General features: G+C 71.5%; 21 protein-coding genes. 14 read left to right on the top strand and 7 right to left on the bottom strand.

Annotation, left to right across the window (positions count from 1 at the left end; translation table 11 throughout):
• The first annotated feature begins 35 nt into the window (after positions 1-35).
• Positions 36-791, top strand: coding sequence for a YebC/PmpR family DNA-binding transcriptional regulator (locus K1T34_RS47450; protein WP_220241356.1), 756 nt, complete (start codon positions 36-38; stop codon positions 789-791).
• A 211-nt stretch (positions 792-1,002) separates the two neighbouring features.
• A complete protein-coding gene (locus tag K1T34_RS47445) occupies positions 1,003-1,524 on the top strand; it encodes a DUF4262 domain-containing protein (protein ID WP_220241355.1) in 522 nt (173 codons plus the stop codon).
• A gap of 44 nt (positions 1,525-1,568) precedes the next feature.
• Here the strand turns inward: K1T34_RS47445 and K1T34_RS47440 are convergent, their stop codons facing one another.
• Complete coding sequence (locus tag K1T34_RS47440) at positions 1,569-2,015, bottom strand: cupin domain-containing protein (protein WP_220241354.1); 447 nt, start codon at positions 2,013-2,015, stop codon at positions 1,569-1,571.
• A gap of 74 nt (positions 2,016-2,089) precedes the next feature.
• On the opposite strand from K1T34_RS47440, the gene ruvC reads away from it, so the two are divergent.
• From ruvC to K1T34_RS47400, 8 genes are all read left to right on the top strand, one after another.
• Positions 2,090-2,731 (top strand): crossover junction endodeoxyribonuclease RuvC, encoded by a 642-nt coding sequence (gene ruvC / locus K1T34_RS47435; RefSeq protein WP_255638075.1) that lies wholly within the window; start codon positions 2,090-2,092, stop codon positions 2,729-2,731.
• Entirely contained in the window at positions 2,728-3,324 is a 597-nt protein-coding gene (gene ruvA / locus K1T34_RS47430; protein WP_220241353.1) for a Holliday junction branch migration protein RuvA, read from the top strand. The genes ruvC and ruvA overlap by 4 nt, the downstream gene beginning before the upstream one ends.
• Positions 3,325-3,327: 3 nt before the next feature.
• Complete coding sequence (ruvB, locus tag K1T34_RS47425) at positions 3,328-4,401, top strand: Holliday junction branch migration DNA helicase RuvB (RefSeq protein ID WP_220241352.1); 1,074 nt, start codon at positions 3,328-3,330, stop codon at positions 4,399-4,401.
• A gap of 144 nt (positions 4,402-4,545) precedes the next feature.
• Positions 4,546-4,968, top strand: coding sequence for a preprotein translocase subunit YajC (gene yajC, locus K1T34_RS47420; protein WP_220241351.1), 423 nt, complete (start codon positions 4,546-4,548; stop codon positions 4,966-4,968).
• Positions 4,969-5,173: 205 nt separating this feature from the next.
• Positions 5,174-6,937, top strand: a complete 1,764-nt coding sequence (gene secD / locus K1T34_RS47415; RefSeq protein WP_220241350.1) for a protein translocase subunit SecD — start codon at positions 5,174-5,176, stop codon at positions 6,935-6,937.
• A 1-nt stretch (position 6,938) separates the two neighbouring features.
• Positions 6,939-8,192 carry a protein translocase subunit SecF gene (gene secF, locus K1T34_RS47410; protein WP_220241349.1) on the top strand — a complete coding sequence of 418 codons (1,254 nt, stop codon included), beginning with the start codon at positions 6,939-6,941 and terminating at the stop codon, positions 8,190-8,192.
• 5 nt (positions 8,193-8,197) lie between these two features.
• On the top strand, positions 8,198-8,716 hold the full coding sequence (locus K1T34_RS47405) for an adenine phosphoribosyltransferase (protein WP_220241348.1): 519 nt from the start codon (positions 8,198-8,200) through the stop codon (positions 8,714-8,716).
• Positions 8,717-8,894: 178 nt separating this feature from the next.
• On the top strand, positions 8,895-11,258 hold the full coding sequence (locus tag K1T34_RS47400) for a bifunctional (p)ppGpp synthetase/guanosine-3',5'-bis(diphosphate) 3'-pyrophosphohydrolase (protein ID WP_220241347.1): 2,364 nt from the start codon (positions 8,895-8,897) through the stop codon (positions 11,256-11,258).
• Here K1T34_RS47400 and K1T34_RS47395 read toward each other — a convergent pair.
• Entirely contained in the window at positions 11,234-12,097 is an 864-nt protein-coding gene (locus K1T34_RS47395) for an alpha/beta fold hydrolase (RefSeq protein WP_220241346.1), read from the bottom strand. The genes K1T34_RS47400 and K1T34_RS47395 overlap by 25 nt on opposite strands.
• Before the next feature lie 73 nt (positions 12,098-12,170).
• On the opposite strand from K1T34_RS47395, the gene K1T34_RS47390 reads away from it, so the two are divergent.
• Complete coding sequence (locus K1T34_RS47390; RefSeq protein WP_220241345.1) at positions 12,171-12,950, top strand: enoyl-CoA hydratase/isomerase family protein; 780 nt, start codon at positions 12,171-12,173, stop codon at positions 12,948-12,950.
• 7 nt (positions 12,951-12,957) lie between these two features.
• Here K1T34_RS47390 and K1T34_RS47385 read toward each other — a convergent pair whose 3' ends face one another.
• Together K1T34_RS47385 and K1T34_RS47380 are read right to left on the bottom strand one after the other, a co-directional pair.
• Positions 12,958-13,743, bottom strand: coding sequence for an aminotransferase class IV (locus tag K1T34_RS47385; protein WP_220241344.1), 786 nt, complete (start codon positions 13,741-13,743; stop codon positions 12,958-12,960).
• On the bottom strand, positions 13,744-14,631 hold the full coding sequence (locus K1T34_RS47380; protein WP_220241343.1) for a peptidylprolyl isomerase: 888 nt from the start codon (positions 14,629-14,631) through the stop codon (positions 13,744-13,746).
• Between the two features lie 146 nt (positions 14,632-14,777).
• On the opposite strand from K1T34_RS47380, the gene K1T34_RS47375 reads away from it, so the two are divergent.
• Positions 14,778-15,353, top strand: a complete 576-nt coding sequence (locus K1T34_RS47375; RefSeq protein WP_220241342.1) for an MBL fold metallo-hydrolase — start codon at positions 14,778-14,780, stop codon at positions 15,351-15,353.
• A 5-nt stretch (positions 15,354-15,358) separates the two neighbouring features.
• A complete protein-coding gene (locus K1T34_RS47370) occupies positions 15,359-16,015 on the top strand; it encodes a hypothetical protein (RefSeq protein ID WP_220241341.1) in 657 nt (218 codons plus the stop codon).
• Here the strand turns inward: K1T34_RS47370 and K1T34_RS47365 are convergent.
• From K1T34_RS47365 to K1T34_RS47355, 3 genes are all read right to left on the bottom strand, one after another.
• Positions 15,987-16,274 (bottom strand): hypothetical protein, encoded by a 288-nt coding sequence (locus tag K1T34_RS47365; RefSeq protein WP_255638074.1) that lies wholly within the window; start codon positions 16,272-16,274, stop codon positions 15,987-15,989. The two genes, K1T34_RS47370 and K1T34_RS47365, sit on opposite strands and share 29 nt — an antisense overlap.
• Positions 16,275-16,375: 101 nt before the next feature.
• Positions 16,376-17,695 (bottom strand): YibE/F family protein, encoded by a 1,320-nt coding sequence (locus K1T34_RS47360; RefSeq protein WP_370643860.1) that lies wholly within the window; start codon positions 17,693-17,695, stop codon positions 16,376-16,378.
• A gap of 715 nt (positions 17,696-18,410) precedes the next feature.
• Positions 18,411-19,388, bottom strand: coding sequence for a GlxA family transcriptional regulator (locus K1T34_RS47355; protein ID WP_220241340.1), 978 nt, complete (start codon positions 19,386-19,388; stop codon positions 18,411-18,413).
• 98 nt (positions 19,389-19,486) lie between these two features.
• Here K1T34_RS47355 and K1T34_RS47350 point away from each other — a divergent pair, with 98 nt between their 5' ends.
• The gene (locus tag K1T34_RS47350) at positions 19,487-20,188 is read left to right on the top strand and encodes a DJ-1/PfpI family protein (protein WP_220241339.1); all 702 of its coding nucleotides are present in this window, start codon (positions 19,487-19,489) and stop codon (positions 20,186-20,188) included.
• Positions 20,189-20,337: the final 149 nt, after the last annotated feature.

Here is a 20,337-nt window from a genome sequence, read left to right as displayed (position 1 = left end):
GCGAGTCGGGGGTACGCGGAACAAATGGAGGAAAGATGAGCGGCCACTCCAAGTGGGCCACGACGAAGCACAAGAAGGCCAACCTCGACGCGAAGCGTGGCAAGCTCTTCGCCCGGCTGATCAAGAACATCGAGGTGGCCGCCCGGACCGGCACCGGCGGTGGGGACCCCGACGGCAACCCCACGCTCTACGACGCCATCCAGAAGGCGAAGAAGAACTCGGTCCCGCAGGACAACATCGAGCGCGCGCGCAAGCGCGGCGGCGGTGAAGAGGCCGGCGGCGCCGACTGGCAGAACATCACGTACGAGGGCTACGGGCCCAACGGCGTGGCGGTGCTGATCGAGTGCCTCACCGACAACAAAAACCGCGCCGCCATGGAGGTCCGGACCGCGCTCACGCGCAACAACGGCTCGCTGGCCGACCCGGGCTCCGTCGCCTACATGTTCAACCGCAAGGGCGTCGTGATCATGCCCAAGGGCGAGGCGAGCGAGGACGACGTGCTCATGGTCGTGCTCGACGCGGGCGCCGAGGAGGTCAACGACCTCGACGAGAGCTTCGAGATCGTCTCCGAGGGCGGCGACCTGGTGCCGGTGCGCAAGGCGCTGCAGGAGGCCGGGTTCGAGTACGAGTCGGCGGAGCTCACGTTCCTCCCGACGGTCTCGGTGCCGCTGGACGTCGACGGCGCGAGGAAGGTCTTCAAGCTGATCGACGCGCTCGAGGACTGCGACGACGTGCAGAACGTGTACGCGAACTTCGATGTGTCCGATGAGGTCATGGCGTCCGTCGACTGACGACGGTGCGGCGGTTTTCCCGCCGCGGCAAGGGATTTCGGCGGCACACCGAGAGTAGAGCGTGCCGGCAAACGGCCCCGGTCGAGCGCGGGAGAATCCGCGTCCGGCCGGGGCCGTTTCTCATGCGATCAGCGGAGCGTAGTCGGATTCCTTGCTGTGCCCGGAAATTCGCGGCTGTCGGTACTGGGCTCAACCGCGCGGGTGCGGCACAATGACCGCCGTGACGACCTCAGCCCTCACCGCCGAAGAGCAGCGCCTGATCGACTGGATCGAATCCCAAGCGAAGGAACGGGGTAACGCGGTCATCGCGGTCCCGCAGGACGATCAAGGCGCCGGCTTCTGCTTCACCGCCTGCGCGTGGGCGCTGCACAACGTGCCGGAAGTCGTGGTCGTCGGCCTGCCCGGCGATCTGGGCCCGATCCTGCTCGACGCGTACGTCGACCGCGCGGCCAACGGCGAGATCTTCGAGGTCGGCAAACGCTACGACGACTTCTTCCAGGGCAGCGCCGTCGTTTTCGAACGCGTCGCCAAAGGCCACTACCCGGAGTTTTTCGGGTCGGCGTTCCTCGTCTACCCCGACGGCGACTTCCCGGCGCTGCAGGTCGTCGTCGCCACGGCCGACGGGCACTTCCCCTGGCAGGACACGGCTCCCGAGGGCTTCTCCGAGTGGCAGCCGGTGCTCACCGAAAGCGGTGTGCCCGAGAGTTGGACCCCGGGCGTCGACGGGCCCTGATCACCGGCGCCTGATCACCGGCCCTGATCATCACCGGCCGCTGATCACCGCGGCAAGTCCCTGAGATCCGCTGCGGCGGCGGGAAACCGCGCGGCGAGCGTCTCGACGTCGGCGAACTCCACGCAGTCGTCGGTGTAGGGCGGCACCACCACGGTGCCGAGCAGAGACCACTCGCCCAGCGGTACTGTCGCCTGCCACGTCCCGGCGGGGACCACGACCTGCGGCCGTTCGCCCGCGGCGACGTCGGTGCCCAGCACCGGCCGCGTCACCATGCCGTCCGGGTGCAGGAGCAGCATCCGCCCCGGCGCCCCGGCGTGGTGCACGAAGATTTCGACGCGGTCCAACCGGTGTGGCGCCGAGAACTGCGGCGCCACCAGCAGGTAGTAGATCGCGGACCCCTCTTCGGAACGCCAGCTCTGCGCGAAGAGGCCGCCTTCGACGGGCAGCGGCGACAGACCCAGGTGGCGGATGAATTCCGGTGGCTGCGGCATGGCGCCCATCCTGCCGGGCCCCGGCCCAGTAGCCTGCACGTCGAACGGATGTTCGTGCGGGCGAAGGAGAAGGTGTGCGGGTGCTCGGGGTCGACCCCGGTCTGACCAGGTGCGGTCTCGGCGTGGTCGACGGTGGCAAGGGCCGGGTCGTCCGCGCGGTGGCCGTCGGTGTCGTGCGCACCCCGCCGGAGGACGATCTCGCCCACCGGCTCCTCGGCATCGCCGACGAGGTCGAGGTCTGGCTGGACCGCTACAAGCCCGAGGCGATCGCCGTCGAGCGCGTGTTCGCGCAGCACAACGTCCGCACGGCCATGGGCACCGCGCAGGCGGGCGGCGTCGTCGCGCTGGCCGCGGCGCGGCGCGGGCTGCCGGTCGTGTTCCACACCCCGAGCGAGGTCAAGGCCGCGGTCACCGGGTCGGGCCGCGCGGACAAGGCGCAGGTCACCGGTATGGTGATGCGCCTGCTCAACCTCGAGGTGAAGCCGCACCCCGCCGACGCGGCCGACGCGTTGGCGCTCGCCATCTGCCACCTCTGGCGCGAGCCGATGCGGGTTCGCCTCGCCGAGGCCGAGGCGCGCGCGGCCGAGCTGGCCCGCGCGCACAAGGCCAAGCTGGCGGCCGCCGCGAAACAGGCGGGCGCCGCCACCCGCACCCCGGTGCGGCGCGCGGCCCGCCGGACCCCGAGCAAGCTGGACGACACTGGAGCACCCCGATGATCTCCTCCGTACGCGGTGAAGTGCTGTCCGTCGGCCTGGACCACGTCGTGGTCGAGGTCGGCGGCATGGGCTTCGCCGTGCAGGCCACCCCGGCGACGCTCGCGACGCTGCGCCGCGGCGAGCAGGTGCGGCTGCACACCGCGCTGGTCGTGCGCGAGGACTCGCTGACCCTGTTCGGGTTCGCCGACGACGACGCGCGCGAGCTGTTCGGCCTGCTGCAGACCGTGTCGGGCATCGGACCGCGGCTCGCGCTCGCCACGCTCGCCGTGCTGGAGCCCGACAAGCTGCGCGCCGCGCTCGTCGAAGGCAACATCACCGTCCTCACGCAGGTGCCCGGCATCGGCCGCAAGGGCGCCGAACGGCTCAGCCTCGAACTGCGCGACAAGGTCACCGCGCTCGGCGGCACCGGCGAGGTGCCGGCCGTGTCCGCGCCCGGCGCGCTGCGCGCCGAGGTCGTGGAAGCGTTGGCAGGACTGGGTTTCCCGGCCAAGCAGGCCGAGCAGGCGGTGGACCGCGTGCTGGCCGAGGGCGACGGGCACACCACCGCCACGGTGCTGCGCTCGGCGCTGGCCACCCTCGGGCGCAAGCGGTAGCCGATGGACCACGAAGTGACGGAGTTCGAAGCGGACGACGAGACACTCTCCGCTCTCTCGCAGAACGGCGAACGCGAGGTCGAGACGACCCTGCGGCCGCGCAAGCTCGACGAGTTCGTGGGCCAGCCCCGCGTGCGCGAGCAGCTGGAGCTGGTGCTCGAGAGCGCCCGCCGCCGTGGGGTGCCGCCCGACCACGTGCTGCTGTCCGGTCCACCGGGGCTCGGCAAGACGAGCATGGCGATGATCGTGGCCGCAGAGCTCGGCGCGGCCATCCGCATCACGTCCGGTCCGGCGCTGGAACGCGCGGGCGACCTGGCCGCGATGCTGTCGAACCTCGCGCCCGGCGACGTGCTCTTCATCGACGAGATCCACCGCATCGCCCGGCCCGCCGAGGAGATGCTGTACCTCGCGATGGAGGACTTCCGCGTCGACGTCGTGGTCGGCAAGGGGCCGGGCGCCACGAGCATCCCGCTCGAGATCGCGCCGTTCACGCTGGTCGGGGCCACCACACGGTCGGGCTCGCTCACCGGGCCGCTGCGCGACCGCTTCGGCTTCACCGGCCAGATGGAGTTCTACACCGACGCCGAGCTGGAGCTCGTCGTGCGCCGCGCCGCGACGATCCTCGACATCCCCATCGACCGTGACGGCTGTTCGGAGATCGCCCGCCGCTCGCGCGGCACGCCCCGGATCGCGAACCGTCTGCTGCGCCGCGTCCGCGACTACGCGGAGGTCCGCGCCGACGGCAACGTGACCATTGACGTCGCCCGGGCGGCGCTGAAGGTCTACGACGTGGACGAACTGGGCCTCGACCGGCTGGACCGGGCCGTGCTCAGCGCGCTGACCCGCTCGTTCGGCGGGGGACCGGTCGGCATCTCGACGCTCGCCGTCTCCGTCGGTGAGGAGGCGACCACGGTGGAAGAGGTGTGCGAGCCCTACCTGGTCCGCGCGGGTATGCTCGCCCGCACTCCGCGTGGCCGGGTCGCGACCGCGGCCGCGTGGGAGCACCTCGGCCTGGTGCCGCCGCCTGAGGCAGGGCGGCCGGACCAGGGCGGTCCCTCGTTGTTCGACCAGGGCTGACGGGGACGTCGGACACCGGCCGGCGGGAGCGCAACGGACGGTGGGTGCTGGCGATTTCGCGAGCACCTGGCACACTCGAAGACAGCACATCCGTCAAAACCGGACGTAAGCACCGACGACGTGACGTCCGTCGAATGGAGAGTCATGAACAACTTACTGCTGCCGTTGCTGCTGCTGGTCGTGGTGGCCGTGCCGCTCGTCCTCGGTACCCGCAAGCAGAAGAAGCAGCAGGCAGCCCAGCAGGACCTGCAGAAGAGCATCGCCCCCGGCGACCGCGTGATGACCACCTCGGGTCTCTACGGCACCGTCGCCGACGCTTCCGGCGACGACACCATCGACATCGAGATCGCCCCGGGCGTCGTCACCACGTGGCTGCGAATCGCGGTCCGCGAGAAGGTGCAGCCGGCCGTCGAGAACGACGAGACCGAGGTGGAGACGGACTCCGACGACACCGTCGGCGGCGTCGCTTCGACCACCGCCGAGGCGCCGGCCCAGGAGTCCATCGAGGACGAGGGCGAGAAGTCCGGTGCGCAGATCGCGCCCCCGCTGGAGCACGGCAAGAAGTGACCTGCTTCTTCCCCGGGCAGTGACACGCGCGTAGCCGACGAAAGTCGGTACGGGCGAACGCAGGGCTCACGCAGCACCGAGTACTGTCTCGGTGCTGCGTGCGTGTCCGCCGCCATAGTCATGCCCAGCAGCGTGCCGGGAGCACCGTCCCGGCTCGCTCACCGAACCAGTTGGGGTCCACCCAGTCCGAGGAGACCGAAGCACCGTGGCACCATCGGCCGGGCATCTCCGCCCGGGACGCTATCTCGCCTTCTTCGCCCTGATCGTGGTCGTGCTCTACGCCCTGGTGTTCTTCACCGGCAGCGGCAAGGCCACGCCGAAGCTCGGCATCGACCTGCAGGGCGGCACCCGGGTCACGCTCACCGCGCGGACGCCGGACGGCGGCCAGCCCACGCGAGACTCGCTGAACCAGGCGCGCCAGATCATCGAACAGCGCGTGAACGGCATCGGTGTCGCCGGCACGGAGGTCGTGCTCGACGGCAACAACGTCGTCATCACGGTCCCGGGCGCGCAGGGTGACCAGGCGAAGTCCCTCGGCCAGACCGCGAAGCTCGGCTTCCGCAAGGTCATCACCTCGCAGCCGAACGCCCCGGCCGCGCCGCCCGCCTCGGGCAACCCGGCTGCCCCGCCGGCTTCGGGCACTCCCTCCACGCCGCCGTCCTCCGGTGCGCCCTCGGCCCCGCCGTCCGCCACGGGCGCGCCGTCGAGCACGCCGAACGGCGGCGGTGGCGCGGCCGGTGCCCCGGCCCAGCAGCCGCCGAGCACCACGCCGTCGGCTCCGCCGGCTTCGAACACGCCGGCGGCCGGTGGCCAGGCGCAGACGCCGATTCAGCAGGCGCAGGCGATCCGGCAGAACCCGGACCTGGCCTCGGACGACCAGGCCAAGGCGCAGGCCGCGCAGCAGGCCGCGCTGGCCTCGCTCACCTGCGCGCCGAACGTCGCCGACCCGCTCGAGGGCAACGACCTCTCGGACAAGCCGCTGGTCGCCTGTGGTGACCAGGACGCGACGAAGTACGTGCTCGGCCCGCAGTTCCTGCCCGGCACCGAGATCTCCGGCGCGAACTCGGGCTACGACCAGCAGCGCGGCCAGTGGATCGTCGACCTGACGTTCAACGGCACCGGCAGCAAGACCTGGGGTGACTTCACCGCGGCCAACGTCGGCCAGCAGGCCGCGTTCGTGCTCGACACCCAGGTCGTGTCCGCGCCGACCATCCAGGGCGCCATCCTCGGCGGCAACACGCAGATCACCGGGCAGTTCACGCAGGCGACCGCGAAGAACCTCGCCGACGTCCTGAAGTACGGCTCGCTGCCGCTCTCGTTCGACTCGTCCGACGCCACCACGGTGTCGGCGACGCTCGGTTCCGCGTCGCTGCAGGCGGGCCTGCTCGCCGGCGCGATCGGCCTGATCGTGGTCTTCATCTACTGCCTGATCTACTACCGCCTGCTCGGCATCCTGACGATCCTGTCGCTGGCGCTGTCCGGCCTGCTGGTCTACGCGGTGCTGGTGCTGCTCGGCCGGTGGATCGGGTACACGCTCGACCTCGCCGGCATCGCCGGCCTGATCATCGCCATCGGCATCACGGCGGACTCGTTCGTCATCTACTTCGAACGGCTCAAGGACGAGATCCGGGAAGGGCGGACGTTCCGGTCCGCGGTGCCGCGCGGCTGGGCTCGCGCCCGGCGCACGATCCTGGCGTCCGACGCGGTGAGCTTCCTCGCCGCGGCGATCCTGTACGTGATCGCGGTCGGCGACGTGCAGGGCTTCGCGTTCACCCTCGGCATGTCGACGGTGCTCGACCTCGTGGTGGTCTACCTCGTGACGCACCCTGTGGTGGCGATGGTGTCCACGTCGAAGTCGACGTTCCTGTCCAACCCCCGCAACCTCGGCCTCGGTGCCGTCCAGCGCCTGGCCTCGGAACGCAGGGCGTCTCGGCCCGCCGTCGGCCGCACGAACGTGAAGGAGGCCTGACGTGGGCGTCGAAGACCTGGGCACGGACGCCGAATCGGGCGCCGGCAAGGCCACCCCGTCCGGCAAGAAGGAAAGCGTCTTCCACCGGCTCTACGTCGGCACGGGCGCGTTCGACATCATCGGCAAGCGCAAGCGCTGGTACATCTTCTTCGCGGCGCTGGTGCTCGTCTGCATCGGCTCGATGTTCATCCGCGGCTTCAACGTCGGCATCGAGTTCGAGGGCGGCACGCAGATCCAGCTGCCCGCGCACGGCGCGCGCGGTGACATCAGCACTTCGCAGGCGGCCGAGTCGTTCACCAAGGCGCTGGGCGAGCAGCCGTCGGAGACCCAGCGCGTGGGCACGGGCAACGCGGCCACCATCCAGATCCGCTCGGAGGCACTGCCGGCCGACCAGGTCGCGAAGGTGAAGCAGCAGCTGTTCACCGACTGGGCGCCGATCGGGGCGGACAACCAGGCGAGCGTGCAGGCCATCAGCGACAGCGCGGTGAGCGCGTCGTGGGGCGACGAGATCTCGAGGCAGGCGCTGATCGCGCTCGCGGTCTTCCTCGTGGCCGTGGTGATCTTCCTGGCGATCTACTTCGACACCCGGATGGCCGCGGCCGCGCTGATCTCGCTGATCCACGACATCGTGGTCACGGCGGGCGTGTATTCGCTCGTCGGCTTCGAGGTCACGCCGGCGACGGTGATCGGCCTGCTGACCATCCTCGGGTTCTCGCTGTACGACACGGTGGTGGTGTTCGACAAGGTCCGCGAGAACACGCGCGGCCTGCTCGGCCTCACCCGCCGCACGTACCCCGAAGCGGCGAACCTGGCGCTGAACCAGACGCTGATGCGGTCGTTCAACACGGCGTTCATCGCCCTGCTGCCGATCCTCGGCCTGCTCATCGTCGGGTACATCCTGCTCGGCTCGGGCACGCTGCAGGACCTGGCGCTCGTGCAGCTCACGGGCACGCTGGTCGGTGTGCTGTCGTCGGTCGCGCTCGCGACGCCGCTGCTGGTCGACCTCAAGATGCGTGAGCCGCAGTACCAGCAGCAGGCACAGCGCGTCGCGGCCCGCCGGGCCAAGGCCGCCGCTCGCGAGGCCGCGGGCGAGGACTTCGACGCGGCGGACGACGACGCCCTGGCCGCCGAGCTCCGCAAGGAGAAGGCGATGGCCGCGGCGGCCGGCGTTCCGGCGCGCACCCCGAAGGCGCGCCCGCAGAACAAGCCGCGCCGCACCGGTGGCGGCGTGTCGTCGGCGAAGCGGAAGCGCTGAGCCGGATGGAGCTGGAGAAGGCCCTCGGCCTGATCGCCGAGGTGCCGGACTTTCCCGAGCCCGGCGTGCTGTTCCGCGACCTGAGCCCGCTCTTCGCGGACGGCCCCGGGTTCGCCACGGTCGTCGACGCCCTGGCCGGCAAGCTCAGCCCCGGGGTTGAGCTGCTGGCCGGCGTCGAGGCTCGCGGGTTCCTCCTCGCCGCGGCCGTCGGGTACGCGCGCGGCCTCGGCGTGGTGCTCATCCGCAAGCCCGGCAAGCTGCCGTCGGTGGCCGGCCGGGTCGACTACGCGCTCGAGTACGGCACCGCCGGCGTGGAGCTGCCGGCCGGCGTCGTGCACCCCGGCCAGCGCGTCGGGGTGATTGACGACGTCCTCGCCACCGGTGGCACGGTCGCCGCGACGGCCAAGCTGCTCGAAGACGCCGGCGCCGTGGTCGACGGCGTGTCGGTGGTGCTGGAGCTCGCGGCGCTCGGTGGTCGTGGCGTGCTGGCGGGTCGCCGGGTCGAAGCGCTGCAGGTCGTCTGATCCCGCGTCACCAGCGCGAACGGCCGGGAAGCCGGGACGCTCGCGCGGCGTTGAACAACGTGTGGTTCCGCCGGTGCTCGGCGGCGCGCCGTCTGCCGATCGGACGTAGGCGGCGAGGCCACGCGGCCGAGCGGCTACCCTGGGGGTTCGAAGGCCGCACGAGCAGCAGGAGGTGCGGGTGAGCCAAGAGCTCGACGCCGCGGTGCCCGCCAAGCCGGTGCCCGCGAAGGATGGCTCCGGTGCGCGTGGTGCGCAGTCGGTGCCGCCGCCGAAGGCGAACGGGGCCGCGCCCAACCCGTCGGCGACCCGCCGGGTGCGGGCCCGTCTGGCTCGCCGGATCACGGCCCAACGGGCCGCGCCCGTGAAGCAGGTGCTCGAGCCGCTCGCCGTCATCCACCGCGAGCTGCACCCCAACGCCGACCTCGCGCTGCTGCAGCGCGCCTACGACGTCGCCGAGGAGCTGCACCGCGACCAGCGGCGCAAGTCCGGCGACCCGTACATCACGCACCCGCTCGCCGTGGCCACGATCCTCGCCGAGCTGGGCATGGACACCACCACACTCGTCGCGGCGCTGCTGCACGACACCGTGGAGGACACGGGCTTCTCGCTCGACCAGCTGAAGGCCGACTTCGGCGACAAGGTCGGCGAGCTCGTCGACGGCGTCACCAAGCTGGACAAGGTCAAGCTCGGCATGTCGGCCGAGGCCGAGACGATCCGCAAGATGGTCATCGCCATGGCGAAGGACCCGCGGGTGCTGGTCATCAAGCTGGCCGACCGGCTGCACAACATGCGCACCATGCGCTTCCTCCCGCCGGAGAAGCAGGCCCGCAAGGCCCGCGAGACGCTGGAGGTGCTCGCCCCGCTGGCCCACCGCCTCGGCATGGCGACGGTCAAGTGGGAGCTCGAAGACCTCGCGTTCGCGATCCTGCAGCCGAAGAAGTACGACGAGATCGTGCGCCTGGTCGCCGACCGCGCGCCCTCGCGCGACACGTACCTGCGCAAGGTGATCGCCGACCTCACGGGCAACCTCGTGTCGTCGCGGATCACCGCCAAGGTCGAGGGCCGGCCGAAGCACTACTACTCGATCCACCAGAAGATGATCGTGCGCGGGCGCGACCTCGACGACATCCACGACCTGGTGGGCGTGCGAATCCTCGTGGAGGACGTGCGCGACTGCTACGCCGCCATGGGTGTCGTCCACGCGCTGTGGCAGCCGGTGCCCGGGCGGTTCAAGGACTACATCGCCCAGCCGCGCTTCGGCGTGTACCAGTCGCTGCACACCACCGTGATCGGTCCGGACGGCAAGCCGCTCGAGGTGCAGATCCGCACGTACGAGATGCACCGGACCGCCGAGTACGGCATCGCGGCGCACTGGCGGTACAAGGAAACCAAGGGCACCCACAGCGGGAACTCGATGGACGTTGACGAGATCGCGTGGATGCGCCAGCTGCTCGACTGGCAGCGCGAGGCCGCGGACCCGGGTGACTTCCTCGAGTCGCTGCGCTACGAGCTGGCCGCGCGCGAGATCTTCGTGTTCACGCCGAAGGGCGACGTGATCACGCTGCCGGCGGACTCGACGCCGGTCGACTTCGCCTACGCCGTGCACACCGAGGTGGGCCACCGCTGCATCGGCGCCCGCGTGAACGGCCGTCTCGTGGCTCTCGAGCGCAAGCTGGAGAACGGCGAGAACGTCGAGATCTTCACCTCGAAGGCGGAGAACGCCGGCCCGAGCCGCGACTGGCTGCAGTTCGCCGGGTCGCCGAAGGCGCGCGCGAAGATCCGCCAGTGGTTCGCGAAGGAGCGCCGCGACGAGGCGATCGACGCGGGCAAGGAGGCGATCACCAAGGAGATCCGCAAGGTCGGGCTGCCCATTCAGCGGCTCGTCTCGGCGGAGTCCATGGGCTCGGTCGCCAAGGAGCTGCGCCACGGCGACATCTCCTCGCTGTACGCGGCCGTGGGGGAGGGCCACACCAGCGCGAAGCACGTGGTGCAGCGGCTGGTTGCGCTCATCGGCGGCGTCGACGAGGCGGAGGAGGAGCTCGCCGAGCGGGCCACGCCGTCCACGGTTTCGCGGCGGCGCGGGTCCAACGACGTCGGCGTCATCGTGAAGGGCGCCAGCGACGTGTGGGCCAAGCTCGCCCGTTGTTGCACCCCGGTGCCGGGCGACGAGATCCTCGGGTTCGTCACGCGCGGCGGTGGCGTGAGCGTGCACCGCACGGACTGCACCAACGCCGAGGACCTGCGCACCCAGCCCGAGCGGCTGGTCGAGGTGGAGTGGGCACCGTCGTCCTCGTCGGTGTTCCTGGTGGCCATCCAGGTCGAGGCGCTCGACCGGCACCGGCTGCTGTCGGACGTCACCAAGGTGCTGGCCGACGAGAAGGTCAACATCCTCTCGGCGTCGGTCACGACCACGCGCGACCGCGTGGCCGTGAGCCGGTTCTCGTTCGAGATGGGCGACCCGAAGCACCTCGGTCACGTGCTGAAGGTGGTCCGGGGCGTCGAGGGTGTGTACGACGTCTACCGGGTCACGTCGGCTTCCTGATCCTCGAACCACGAGCGGAGCGCTTCGGTCACTTCGGCGGGGCGCTCCATCGGGGGCAGGTGGCCGGTGTCGGGCAGGTCGAGCCGGGTCGAGCCGGGGATCTCCTGCTCGAACTTGTCGGCCAGCTCCAGCAGGCCTGAGCCGTCTTCTCGGCCGATGACCACCAGCGTGGGTGCGGTGATCTCGCCGAGACGGTGACGGCTGTCGGGGACGTCCTCCGTCCACTTCGGATCGGTCCACTCGCGGCGGTAGACGCCCTCGCACATTTCGAGGGCGCGGGCGTAGAAATCTTGGGCGACGTCCGATTGTGTCCGATGTGGACCGACGACGAGATAGCGGACGTTGGCGTCGGCGATGGCTCGGACGTCTGCCTCGTCGATGTGGTCGGCGGTGTGGTCGAGGTAGCGCTTGAGCTTCTCGAGCGGCACCGCGGCGAGCATGGCTTCGCGGCTGTCCGACGCCATGGGCTCGGGCCAGTCGTGCCCGGACAGACCGGCGCCGATCAGGGCGATGCTCGTGACGCGCTCGGGCGCGGCGAGTGCGGTGTCGAGGGCGTAGGCGCCGCCCATCGAGGAGCCGGCGAGCGCGGCGCGGTCGATGCCGAGCGCGGACATGAGCGCGAGCAGGTCGCGGTGGTGGGAGACGGTGCCTTCGGCCGCCTGCGAGTCGCCGTGGCCGCGGCGGTCGTAGCGGATCACGCGGTGGTGTTCGGCCAGGGCCGCGAACTGGTGGTCCCACATGCGCCGGTCGGCGAGCCCGGCGTGCACTAGCACCACGGGCGGGCCCTCGCCGGCCTCGTCGTAGCCGAACCGCACGCCGTCGACCTCGATCATCCCCATGGGTGCCACGCTAGCGCGGGGAGCTGGTCACAGACGCGGGTTTCGCGCAGGGCGATCCCGCTAGGGTGCTGGCATGACCGACGGATTCGAGTTCACGCGCGACGGCGAAGTCGCGCGGCTGACGTTCGCCCGGCCGGAGAAGATGAACGCCATCACCTACGGCATGTGGTCGGCGATCCCGGACGTCGTGGCCGAGGTCGAGGCCGACCCGGCGCTCAAGGTCCTCGTGCTCACGGGTGCGGGCAAGCACTTCTCGGCCGGCGCCGACATCAGCGAGTTCCGCGACCTGCGTTCCACCGCCGACGGCGCGGCCACCTACGACAAGGCCGTCGACGGCGCCGTGGCCGCCCTGACCTCGATGCGCAAACCGTCCGTCGCCATGATCCAGGGCAACTGCATCGGCGGCGGCTGCCAGCTGTCGGTGGCGTGCGACTTCCGCTTCGCCTCGGAAGACGCGCGCTTCGGCATCACGCCCGCCAAGCTGGGCATCGTCTTCCACTTCGACTCGACGCGCCTGCTGGTCTCCCTCGTCGGCCCCGCGAACGCCAGGTACCTCCTGCTGTCCGGCGAGCTCATCGACGCCGTGCGCGCCCGCGAGATCGGCCTCGTCAACGACCTCCACGCCGCCGAAGGCCTCCTCGCGGCCACCGCGGCCTTCGTGGACACCCTCTGCTCCCGCTCGCAGACCTCGATCCGCGGCATGAACCGCATCATCGAGAAGATCGTCGCGGGCCGGCAAACGCCCGACGACGAAGTGGACGCCATCCGCCTCGCCGCACTGCACGGCGAAGACTACGCGGAGGGCGTCGACGCCTTCCTGAACCGCCGGCCGCCGAAGTTCACGCACCGCTGAGGGGCGCTCAGATCTCTTCCCAGGGCACGCTTTCGTACGCCGCGGCGAGCAGCCGCGCGGCGGCGGGGTCGTTGCGCAGCGCCACACCGTCGACGGACGCGACGGGCCGGCCGACGGTCTCGGAGTTGGTGAGGAAGACGGCGTCGAAGCCGGGGAGCTCGCGGGGATGGACCGGGCGGGTCACCTGCGCGACCCCGGCGGCGCCGAGCCGTTCCTTCAGCAGCAGGTAGGTGATGCCCGGCAGCACCGCGGCTTCCGGCCACACCACGGTGTCGCCCTCGAGGAACCCGAGGTTCCAAATGGACGCTTCGCTGAGGTGTCCACTGTGGTCGATGAACACCGCGTCGTCGTAGCCCGCGAGCACGGCCTGGCGCGAGTGGTGGACAAGCCCGAACGTGCCGGTGTGCTTCACCTCGGGCAAGTCGCGCTGGTATCGCACCGACCTCAGCCGGATCGGGTCGGCGACGTGCTCGTGCGGGGGACCGGTGCGCACGAGGATTTCGGGCTCCATGACGGGAGCTTCTTCGCTGGAGCGGGACGCGATGAGCACGCGCACGGACAGCGCGCCTTGCCCGGCAACGAGCTTGCGGACGTAGCCGCGGACGAGGGAGAGGTCGAGTTCGCCGCCGAACAGCAGCGAGGTGCTCGTGGCCAGCCGCGTGAGGTGCAGGTCGAGGCCGCGGACCCGGCCGTCGCGCACCTGCATCGCGGTGAAGTGGCCGTAGCCGCCCAGAACGCGAGCGAGCTGAACGGCGCCGGGTTCAGCGCCGTTCAGCTCGAACGGGAAAGACACTCAGGCCGCGACGTTCACGGCCGTGAACTTGACCTGCTGCTTCGGCTCACCGGTCGCGCCGTCCTGGCCGACGGTGCCGATGCCCGTCTTGGCGATCGCGTCGAGGACCTTGAGGCCGTCGTCGGAGATGCTGCCGAAGATGGTGTAGTTCGGGGGCAGCTCGGCGGTGCCGTAGACCATGAAGAACTGGCTACCGCCCGAGTTGGGCTGGCCCGTGTTGGCCATGGCGAGGATGCCGCGGCCGTACTTCTCGCCGTCGATGAACTCGTCCGGGATGGTGAAGCCGGGGCCGCCGGTGCCGTCCGCGTTCACGTCGCCCTTGGCGTTCGGGTCGCCGCACTGCAGCATCTGCAGGTCGGTGACGCCGAGGCGGTGGCAGATCGTGTCGGTGTAGAAGCCCTGCTTCGCCAGGCTCACGAACGCTTCGACGGTGCACGGCGCCAGCGCGCGGTCGAGCGTGATCGGGATGTCGCCGACGGTGGTCTTCATCGTGATGTCGACCTTGCCCTGCGACGACACGTTCTTGCCGTCCGGCGCCGTGGTCTTCTTCGGCGGCGGCGCGCTCTGCGTGTCGGCCGGGTACGCGCACGTGGTCGGGTTCGGCAGGGCCTTCGGCCGCGTCGGCAGCGCGGTGCGCTGCGTCGGGATCTGGCCGACGGTCGGCACCGGCGGGGCCGAGCTCGACGGCGGCGGGCTGGCGGCCGCCGTCGTGTCGTCGCCACCGCCGCTGTTCACGACCCACACGACTACCCCGGCCACGATGAGGACGACACCGCCGACCACTCCAGCGCCCACGATCTTGCGTCGCTTGGCCCGGTCCCGCCGGCGCTCGATCTGCCGCTCGAGTTTCCGCTTAGCGGCTTCACGGCGCTGCTGGTTGGTCGCCACCCGCCCTCCAGTTCAGGCTCGATGTCACACGTCTGAGGTAGCGGCAGTGTATGGGCACAGCCTGTGAGGACTCTGTACCGGGGCCGCTAGTCTCGATCCGATCGTGATCAGCGCCGCTTCGCCAACGCCGGGACAGGAGGGGTTTGGTGCTCGTCGTCGGGTTCGCCGCAGGGCCGCTGCGCGCGAACTGCTATCTGCTTGCCCCGGCGCCCGGCGGCGAGTGCGTGGTCGTGGACCCCGCGCAGGAGGCCGCAGAGCCGCTCGCGGCCGCGCTGGCCGAGCACGGGCTCACACCGGTCGCGCTGCTCGCCACCCACGGTCACCCCGACCACGTCGCCGGCGCCGCCGGCCACGACCTCCCGCTGCACTTGCACCCGGCCGACCGCGAGTGGTTCGCGGGACCGTCGGTGCCGCTGGCCGAAGGCCCGCTCGAAGTGGCGGGTCTGGCGCTCGAGGTCGTGGCCATGCCCGGCCACACGCCGGGTTCGGTGGCTTTCGCCGTGCGGGCGAGCGAAGGTGGCAGGCTGGTGCTCACGGGGGACACGCTGTTCGCCGGGTCGATCGGGCGCTCCGACGACTCCGGCGCCGAACTGGAGAGATCGTTGCGGACGAAGCTGCTGACCCTGCCCGACGACACCGTGGTGCTGCCGGGCCACGGGCCCGCCACGACCATCGGGCGCGAACGCGCGACCAACCCCGCGCTCACGGCGGCGGAGGCGTGACGGGCATGACCGAGCAGGACGGCGTCAAGGGCGCACCGGAACGGCTGCCGCTGTTCGCCGAGGATGTGAAGCTCACCCGCCGGCGCGCGTGGTCCGGCTTCATCGGCGCGGTGATCGTGGCCGCGGCGTTCGGTGGCATCGCCGGGCTGATCGGCGGGCAGCTGGCGGGGCTGATCGTCGCGGTGGTCGTGGCGCTTCCCTTGCTGTACATCGTTCTCTACACGCTGCGCCGCCGGGTCTGGCTCGAAGGCACGACGCTGGTCGTGCGTACGTGGGGCATCCGGCGCATCGGGCTCGTCGAGGCGGAGCGGCTCGACATCGTGATCGGCGACGTGCGCGGCACCCGCACGGTGAGCCTGCTCGTGAACGCGGGCAAGCGGCGCAAGACCGTGAAGGTCGACCTCGCCGTGTTCGCCGGTACAGGCGGGCGTGAGCTGGGCGCGCTGCAGCTGCGCCGGGTCGCCGACGCGCTGCTGAACAACACCGAGGCCAACGGGCTGGTGTTCTCCGAGCTGCTGGTGGCGGAGCTGCGGTCGGAGGCGCGTGGCGACGCCGTGGCCGAGCGGCCGCTGTACCGGCTCGCGTCGGCGGCCCCGGCCGGGCGTTACATCCAGCGGTTCCCGATGGAGGCCGTCAGCCGCTTCGTCGCGACGCTGGAGTGACCGCTGGAGGGACGCTGCACTTCGACGTTTCCTCCGTGCTGTCGACGCGGGCGCGGATCTGCTCCACCTGGTCGGCGAGGTCCGGCAGCTCCTCGGCGACGTAGGCGAGCAGGCGCTCGAGGTGGCGCAGCGTCGCCCGCACGTCGTCGAGCGCGCTCGCGATCCGCGGGACGGCCTCGGCCGCCTCCAGCAGCGCCGCGAACAACCGCCGGACCAGGTGCACGGTGACCCGCGGTCCCGCCAGTACGGCTGAGAACACGACCCCTCCTCGGGTACGGATGTACTCGCCTCGGTCGCGGACTTCGTACCGCAGCCATCGGGTCCGGTTCCGGCCGGGGTTCGCTCGTGTTACTGGTGTGACTAAGGGGTATTCGTGGTGCTCACGAGGTGGTCGACGGGCTCGCGCGCCGCGATCAGCGCCGCCAGGATCGTCGTCACCGGGACCGCCGCGACGATGCCCACGGACCCCGCGAGCGTGCGGATGATCTCCGACGCGATGTCCTCGCTGCCGAGCAGCGCGCCGAGCCCGACGCCGGAGATCGACGAGTACAGCAGCACCGGCAGCGCGGCGCCGGCGTAGGCCATCACGAGGGTGTTCACGGCCGAGCCGACGTGGTCTCGTCCGATGCGCAGACCCGAGCGGTAGAGCTCCCGCCAGCCCAGCGACGGGTTCGCGCGCCGCAGCTCCCAGACGGCGCTGGTCTGCGTCACCGTCACGTCGTCGAGGACACCGAGCGCGCCGATCACGATGCCGGCGAGCAACAGGCCGCGCGCGTCGATGCCGTGGCCGAGTGAGCCGATGAGCGTGGACGTGCTGTCGTCGAGGCCGGTGAGCGAGGCGCCGACGGAGAAAATCGCCGACAGGACGCCGATCAGCGCGAGGCTGACGAGCGTGCCGAGCACCGCCACCGACGTTCTCGCCGACAGCCCGTGGGTCAGGTACAGCGCCACGAACATGATCGCGCCGGCGCCCGCGATCGCGACCACCAGCGGGTTCTCGCCGGCGAGGATCGAGGGGAGCACGAACAGCACGATCACCACGAAGCTCAGCACCAGCGCGACGAGCGCTGCGAGCCCCTGCCAGCGGCCGAGCACGAGCACGGCGAGGGCGAACAGCGCGGCCAGCAGCACGAGCGGCGTGCCGCGCTGGAAGTCGACGAGCTGGAACGACGACGGGTCGGTGGCGTTGCCGCCGTTGTAGGCGAGGACCACGTTGTCGCCGGTGGAGAAACGAGGCGTGCTCGGCTCGATCGGCACGATGAGGCGCAGGGGTTTCCCGTTGCCCGGGCCGTCGGTCATCGTCAGGTCGACGGTCTGGCACGGCTTCTGGTCGGGGTCGGTGTCGGCGCCGACTTGCACCTGGCCGTTCGCGAGGCACGGCCCCGTGGTGGTTGCCGTGATCGACGCCTGCACCGGCGTGCCCTGCGGCACCACACTCGTCGGCGACGCTTTGCCCCACGGGTACAGCACGACCATGCCGACGACCGTCGCGAGGGCGAGCGGGACGAGCAGCCAGATGAGGAGCTTGCGGACGCGGGTGGAGGCGGGGGCGGCGGGGCCGTGGCTGTGGCCGTGCCCATGACCGTGGCCGTCCGCTTGCGCGGCGAGGGCGGCGCGGAGGCCCTTGCGCGCGGCGGGTTCGGCGGCGTCGGGGGGTTCCGGCGCTTCGTCCGGGCTCACGGCGGTGCGGGGGCGGCGGCCGGTGGGGGGTGGCGTGTCGCCGGTGCGACGGCCGGCGGTCGGCCAGGCGCCGTCGGCATCCGGTGAGGAGGGTTCACTTGTGGTGCGCGAGATTTCGCCGTCTCGGCGCGCTTGCCCCTGGGTGCGGCGGGAGGGCGGCAGCGGAGTTTCGCCGGTGCGGCGCGATGTTTGGCCGCCACGGCGGCCGGTCGGCGGTGGAGTCTCGCCGCGACGGCGTGGGGGGAGCGGGGTTTCGCCCGTGTGGCGGCCGGCGGACGCCGGGGTTCCGTCGGCGTGGTGCGACGGCAGCGGAGCTTTCCCGGTTCGGTCGGCCCGCGGGGTGTCCGCGGTGCGGGCACTTGCCGGGGGTGGCGTGTCTCCGTTGCGGCGGCCGGCCGGAGTGTCGCCGGCGCGGCGTGGTGGCAGCGCGGTTTCGCCCGTGCGGCGGGCGGCGGGGTTGTCGCCGGAACGGGGCGCGGCTCGGCGCACCGGCTCTTCGGCTCCGGGCCAGGCCGGCTCGTCGCCCGTGTGGGATCGGCGGGACCGGGCTGGGGGCGCGGAGGGGTCGCCGGCGACGCGGCGGATGGGGCCGGTGTCGGCGGTGTCGTCGGCGTCGTCGGGGTAATCGGGCGGTGCCACGGCGCACATCCTGCACTCCGGCGGTGGCCGTCGCCCGTACCGGGTGGGGACGACCCGGTCGTATCCGGCGTTTCGCTCAGCCGAGGGCCTGGCGCAGGTGCACGCGGCGGTAGGCGGACGGCGGGGTGTCGAAGTGGTCGAGGAAGGCCTGGCGAAGCGTCTCGGTGGAGCCGAAGCCGCAGCGGCGGGCGATGGCGGCCAAGGGCAGGTCAGTGCCCGCGAGGAGGCGGGCGGCGTGCTCGGCGCGGACGGTGCGCACGTACTTGCCGGGCGTGGTGCCCAGGTGCGCGTCGAACAGGCGCGTGAGCTGGCGGGTGCTGATGCCCGCCTGCCGGGCCAGCACCGGCGTGCCGAGGTCTTCGCCCAGGTGTTCGGCGACGAACGCGGTGAGGTCGCGCACCTGCCGGTGCTCGGGTGGCGGGCCGGACAGGAACATGCTCACCTGAGCCTGGTTGCCGGGCCGCTGGAGGTAGGTCACGAGGGCGCGGGCGGCTTCGCGGGCGAGCGTCGGGCCGTGGTCCTCCTCGACGAACGCCAGCGCGAGATCCAGCCCGCTGGTGACGCCGGCGGAGGTGTAGACGTCGCCGTGGCGGATGAACAGCGGCACCGGGTCCACGGTCACCGACGGGTACTTCGCGGCGAGCTGCGCCGCGTACGCCCAGTGCGTGGTCGCGCGGCGGCCGCTCAGCAGGCCGGCCGCGGCGAGCACGGTGGAGCCGGTGCAGACCGACGCCGTGCGCGTGCTGTCGCGGGAGAGGCGGCGGACGTGTTCGAGCAGGCGCTCGTCGCCCGCCGCCGCGCGGTGGCCGAGGCCGCCGGAGACGACGATCGTGTGCAGGGGCCCCGAAACCTGGTCGAGCCGCACGTGGGGCGTCAGCGTGATGCCGGACTGGCAGTGGAACGGGTGTCCGTCCACAGTGGCCAGCCGCAGGGCGTAGCCCGGGCGCGCGCCGAGCCGGTTGGCGGCGTCGAGCGCGTCGGAGACGCACGCGATGTCCAGCAGTTCGGCGTCGGGATACCCGACGATCACGACCTGCCGTTCTGGCCCCGGCATGATCAAACTTTAGCAGGTCAGCAGGCCGATCGACATGGTTCGCAGGATTACGGACATCGCCCTCCCGTCCGCCCGCCCGCGGGGGCACGGTGGGACGCATGACCGAGAAGACGTTCGCCTTTGTCCTCTACCCCGGCCTCACAGTGCTCGACCTCGTGGGCCCGCTCCAGGTGCTGAGCGCGTTCGCCATGGCGGATCAGGACTTCCGCGTGGTGGTCGTGGGCGAGACCCTCGACCCGATCGGCACCGACACGCCCCTGCGGATCGCGCCCAGCCACACCTTCGCCGACATCCGCGAGCCCTACGGCGTCCTCGTCCCGGGCGGCTCCGCGCCGACCCTGGAGGCGCTCGCGAACCGGCCGCTGATCGACTACCTGGCCACGACCGCGCGCACGGCCGAGCTGATGACGTCCGTCTGCACGGGCGCCCTGCTCCTCGGCGAGGCCGGCCTCCTCGACGGCCGCGAGGCCACCACCCATTGGATGTTCCGCGACCTGCTGCGCGCCTTCGGCGCCACCCCGGTCGCCCGCCGCTGGGTCGACGCCGACCCCGTGATCACCGCCGCGGGCGTCTCGGCGGGCATCGACCTGGCCCTGCACCTCGTCGACCGCCTCGCCGGCCCCGAAGTCGCCCGCACCATCCAGTTCGGCATCGAATACGACCCGGAGCCGCCGCTGGGTCCGCTCGACTGGTCAAACGCCCCGCATGGTGCTCTGAAGCCGTTGCTGGAACACACCCTGGGCGACAACGTCCTGGCCGACCGCCCGGATCTGAAGGCGAAGCTGCTCGCTCACGCCTGAGCCGGGACGCCGGCGCGAACGGACCGGTCGCGCCGGGCTTCACCGCTCGAGTGGGCGGTGCCCCGGTCCACGGCGGGACTGTTCGCGCCGGGCCGCGCATGGTCGGGCGGGCGCTGCGGTGCGTTCGGTGACGGTGCGGTGCTGAGCAA

Source organism: Amycolatopsis sp. DSM 110486 (assembly GCF_019468465.1).
Taxonomy (GTDB): domain Bacteria; phylum Actinomycetota; class Actinomycetes; order Mycobacteriales; family Pseudonocardiaceae; genus Amycolatopsis.
This window is presented reverse-complemented; position numbering and strand designations above follow the sequence as displayed.

What these genes read in the sequence shown, in the direction of transcription:
- K1T34_RS47390 (WP_220241345.1), top strand. Translation starts at nt 12,171, where the DNA reads ATGACCGACGGATTCGAGTTCACGCGCGACGGCGAAGTCGCGCGGCTG.
- K1T34_RS47450 (WP_220241356.1), top strand. Translation starts at nt 36, where the DNA reads ATGAGCGGCCACTCCAAGTGGGCCACGACGAAGCACAAGAAGGCCAAC.
- K1T34_RS47440 (WP_220241354.1), bottom strand. Translation starts at nt 2,015, where the DNA reads ATGCCGCAGCCACCGGAATTCATCCGCCACCTGGGTCTGTCGCCGCTG.
- K1T34_RS47350 (WP_220241339.1), top strand. Translation starts at nt 19,487, where the DNA reads ATGACCGAGAAGACGTTCGCCTTTGTCCTCTACCCCGGCCTCACAGTG.
- ruvB (WP_220241352.1), top strand. Translation starts at nt 3,328, where the DNA reads ATGGACCACGAAGTGACGGAGTTCGAAGCGGACGACGAGACACTCTCC.
- K1T34_RS47370 (WP_220241341.1), top strand. Translation starts at nt 15,359, where the DNA reads ATGACCGAGCAGGACGGCGTCAAGGGCGCACCGGAACGGCTGCCGCTG.
- K1T34_RS47405 (WP_220241348.1), top strand. Translation starts at nt 8,198, where the DNA reads ATGGAGCTGGAGAAGGCCCTCGGCCTGATCGCCGAGGTGCCGGACTTT.
- K1T34_RS47395 (WP_220241346.1), bottom strand. Translation starts at nt 12,097, where the DNA reads ATGGGGATGATCGAGGTCGACGGCGTGCGGTTCGGCTACGACGAGGCC.
- K1T34_RS47445 (WP_220241355.1), top strand. Translation starts at nt 1,003, where the DNA reads ATGACCGCCGTGACGACCTCAGCCCTCACCGCCGAAGAGCAGCGCCTG.
- ruvA (WP_220241353.1), top strand. Translation starts at nt 2,728, where the DNA reads ATGATCTCCTCCGTACGCGGTGAAGTGCTGTCCGTCGGCCTGGACCAC.
- yajC (WP_220241351.1), top strand. Translation starts at nt 4,546, where the DNA reads ATGAACAACTTACTGCTGCCGTTGCTGCTGCTGGTCGTGGTGGCCGTG.
- K1T34_RS47355 (WP_220241340.1), bottom strand. Translation starts at nt 19,388, where the DNA reads ATGCCGGGGCCAGAACGGCAGGTCGTGATCGTCGGGTATCCCGACGCC.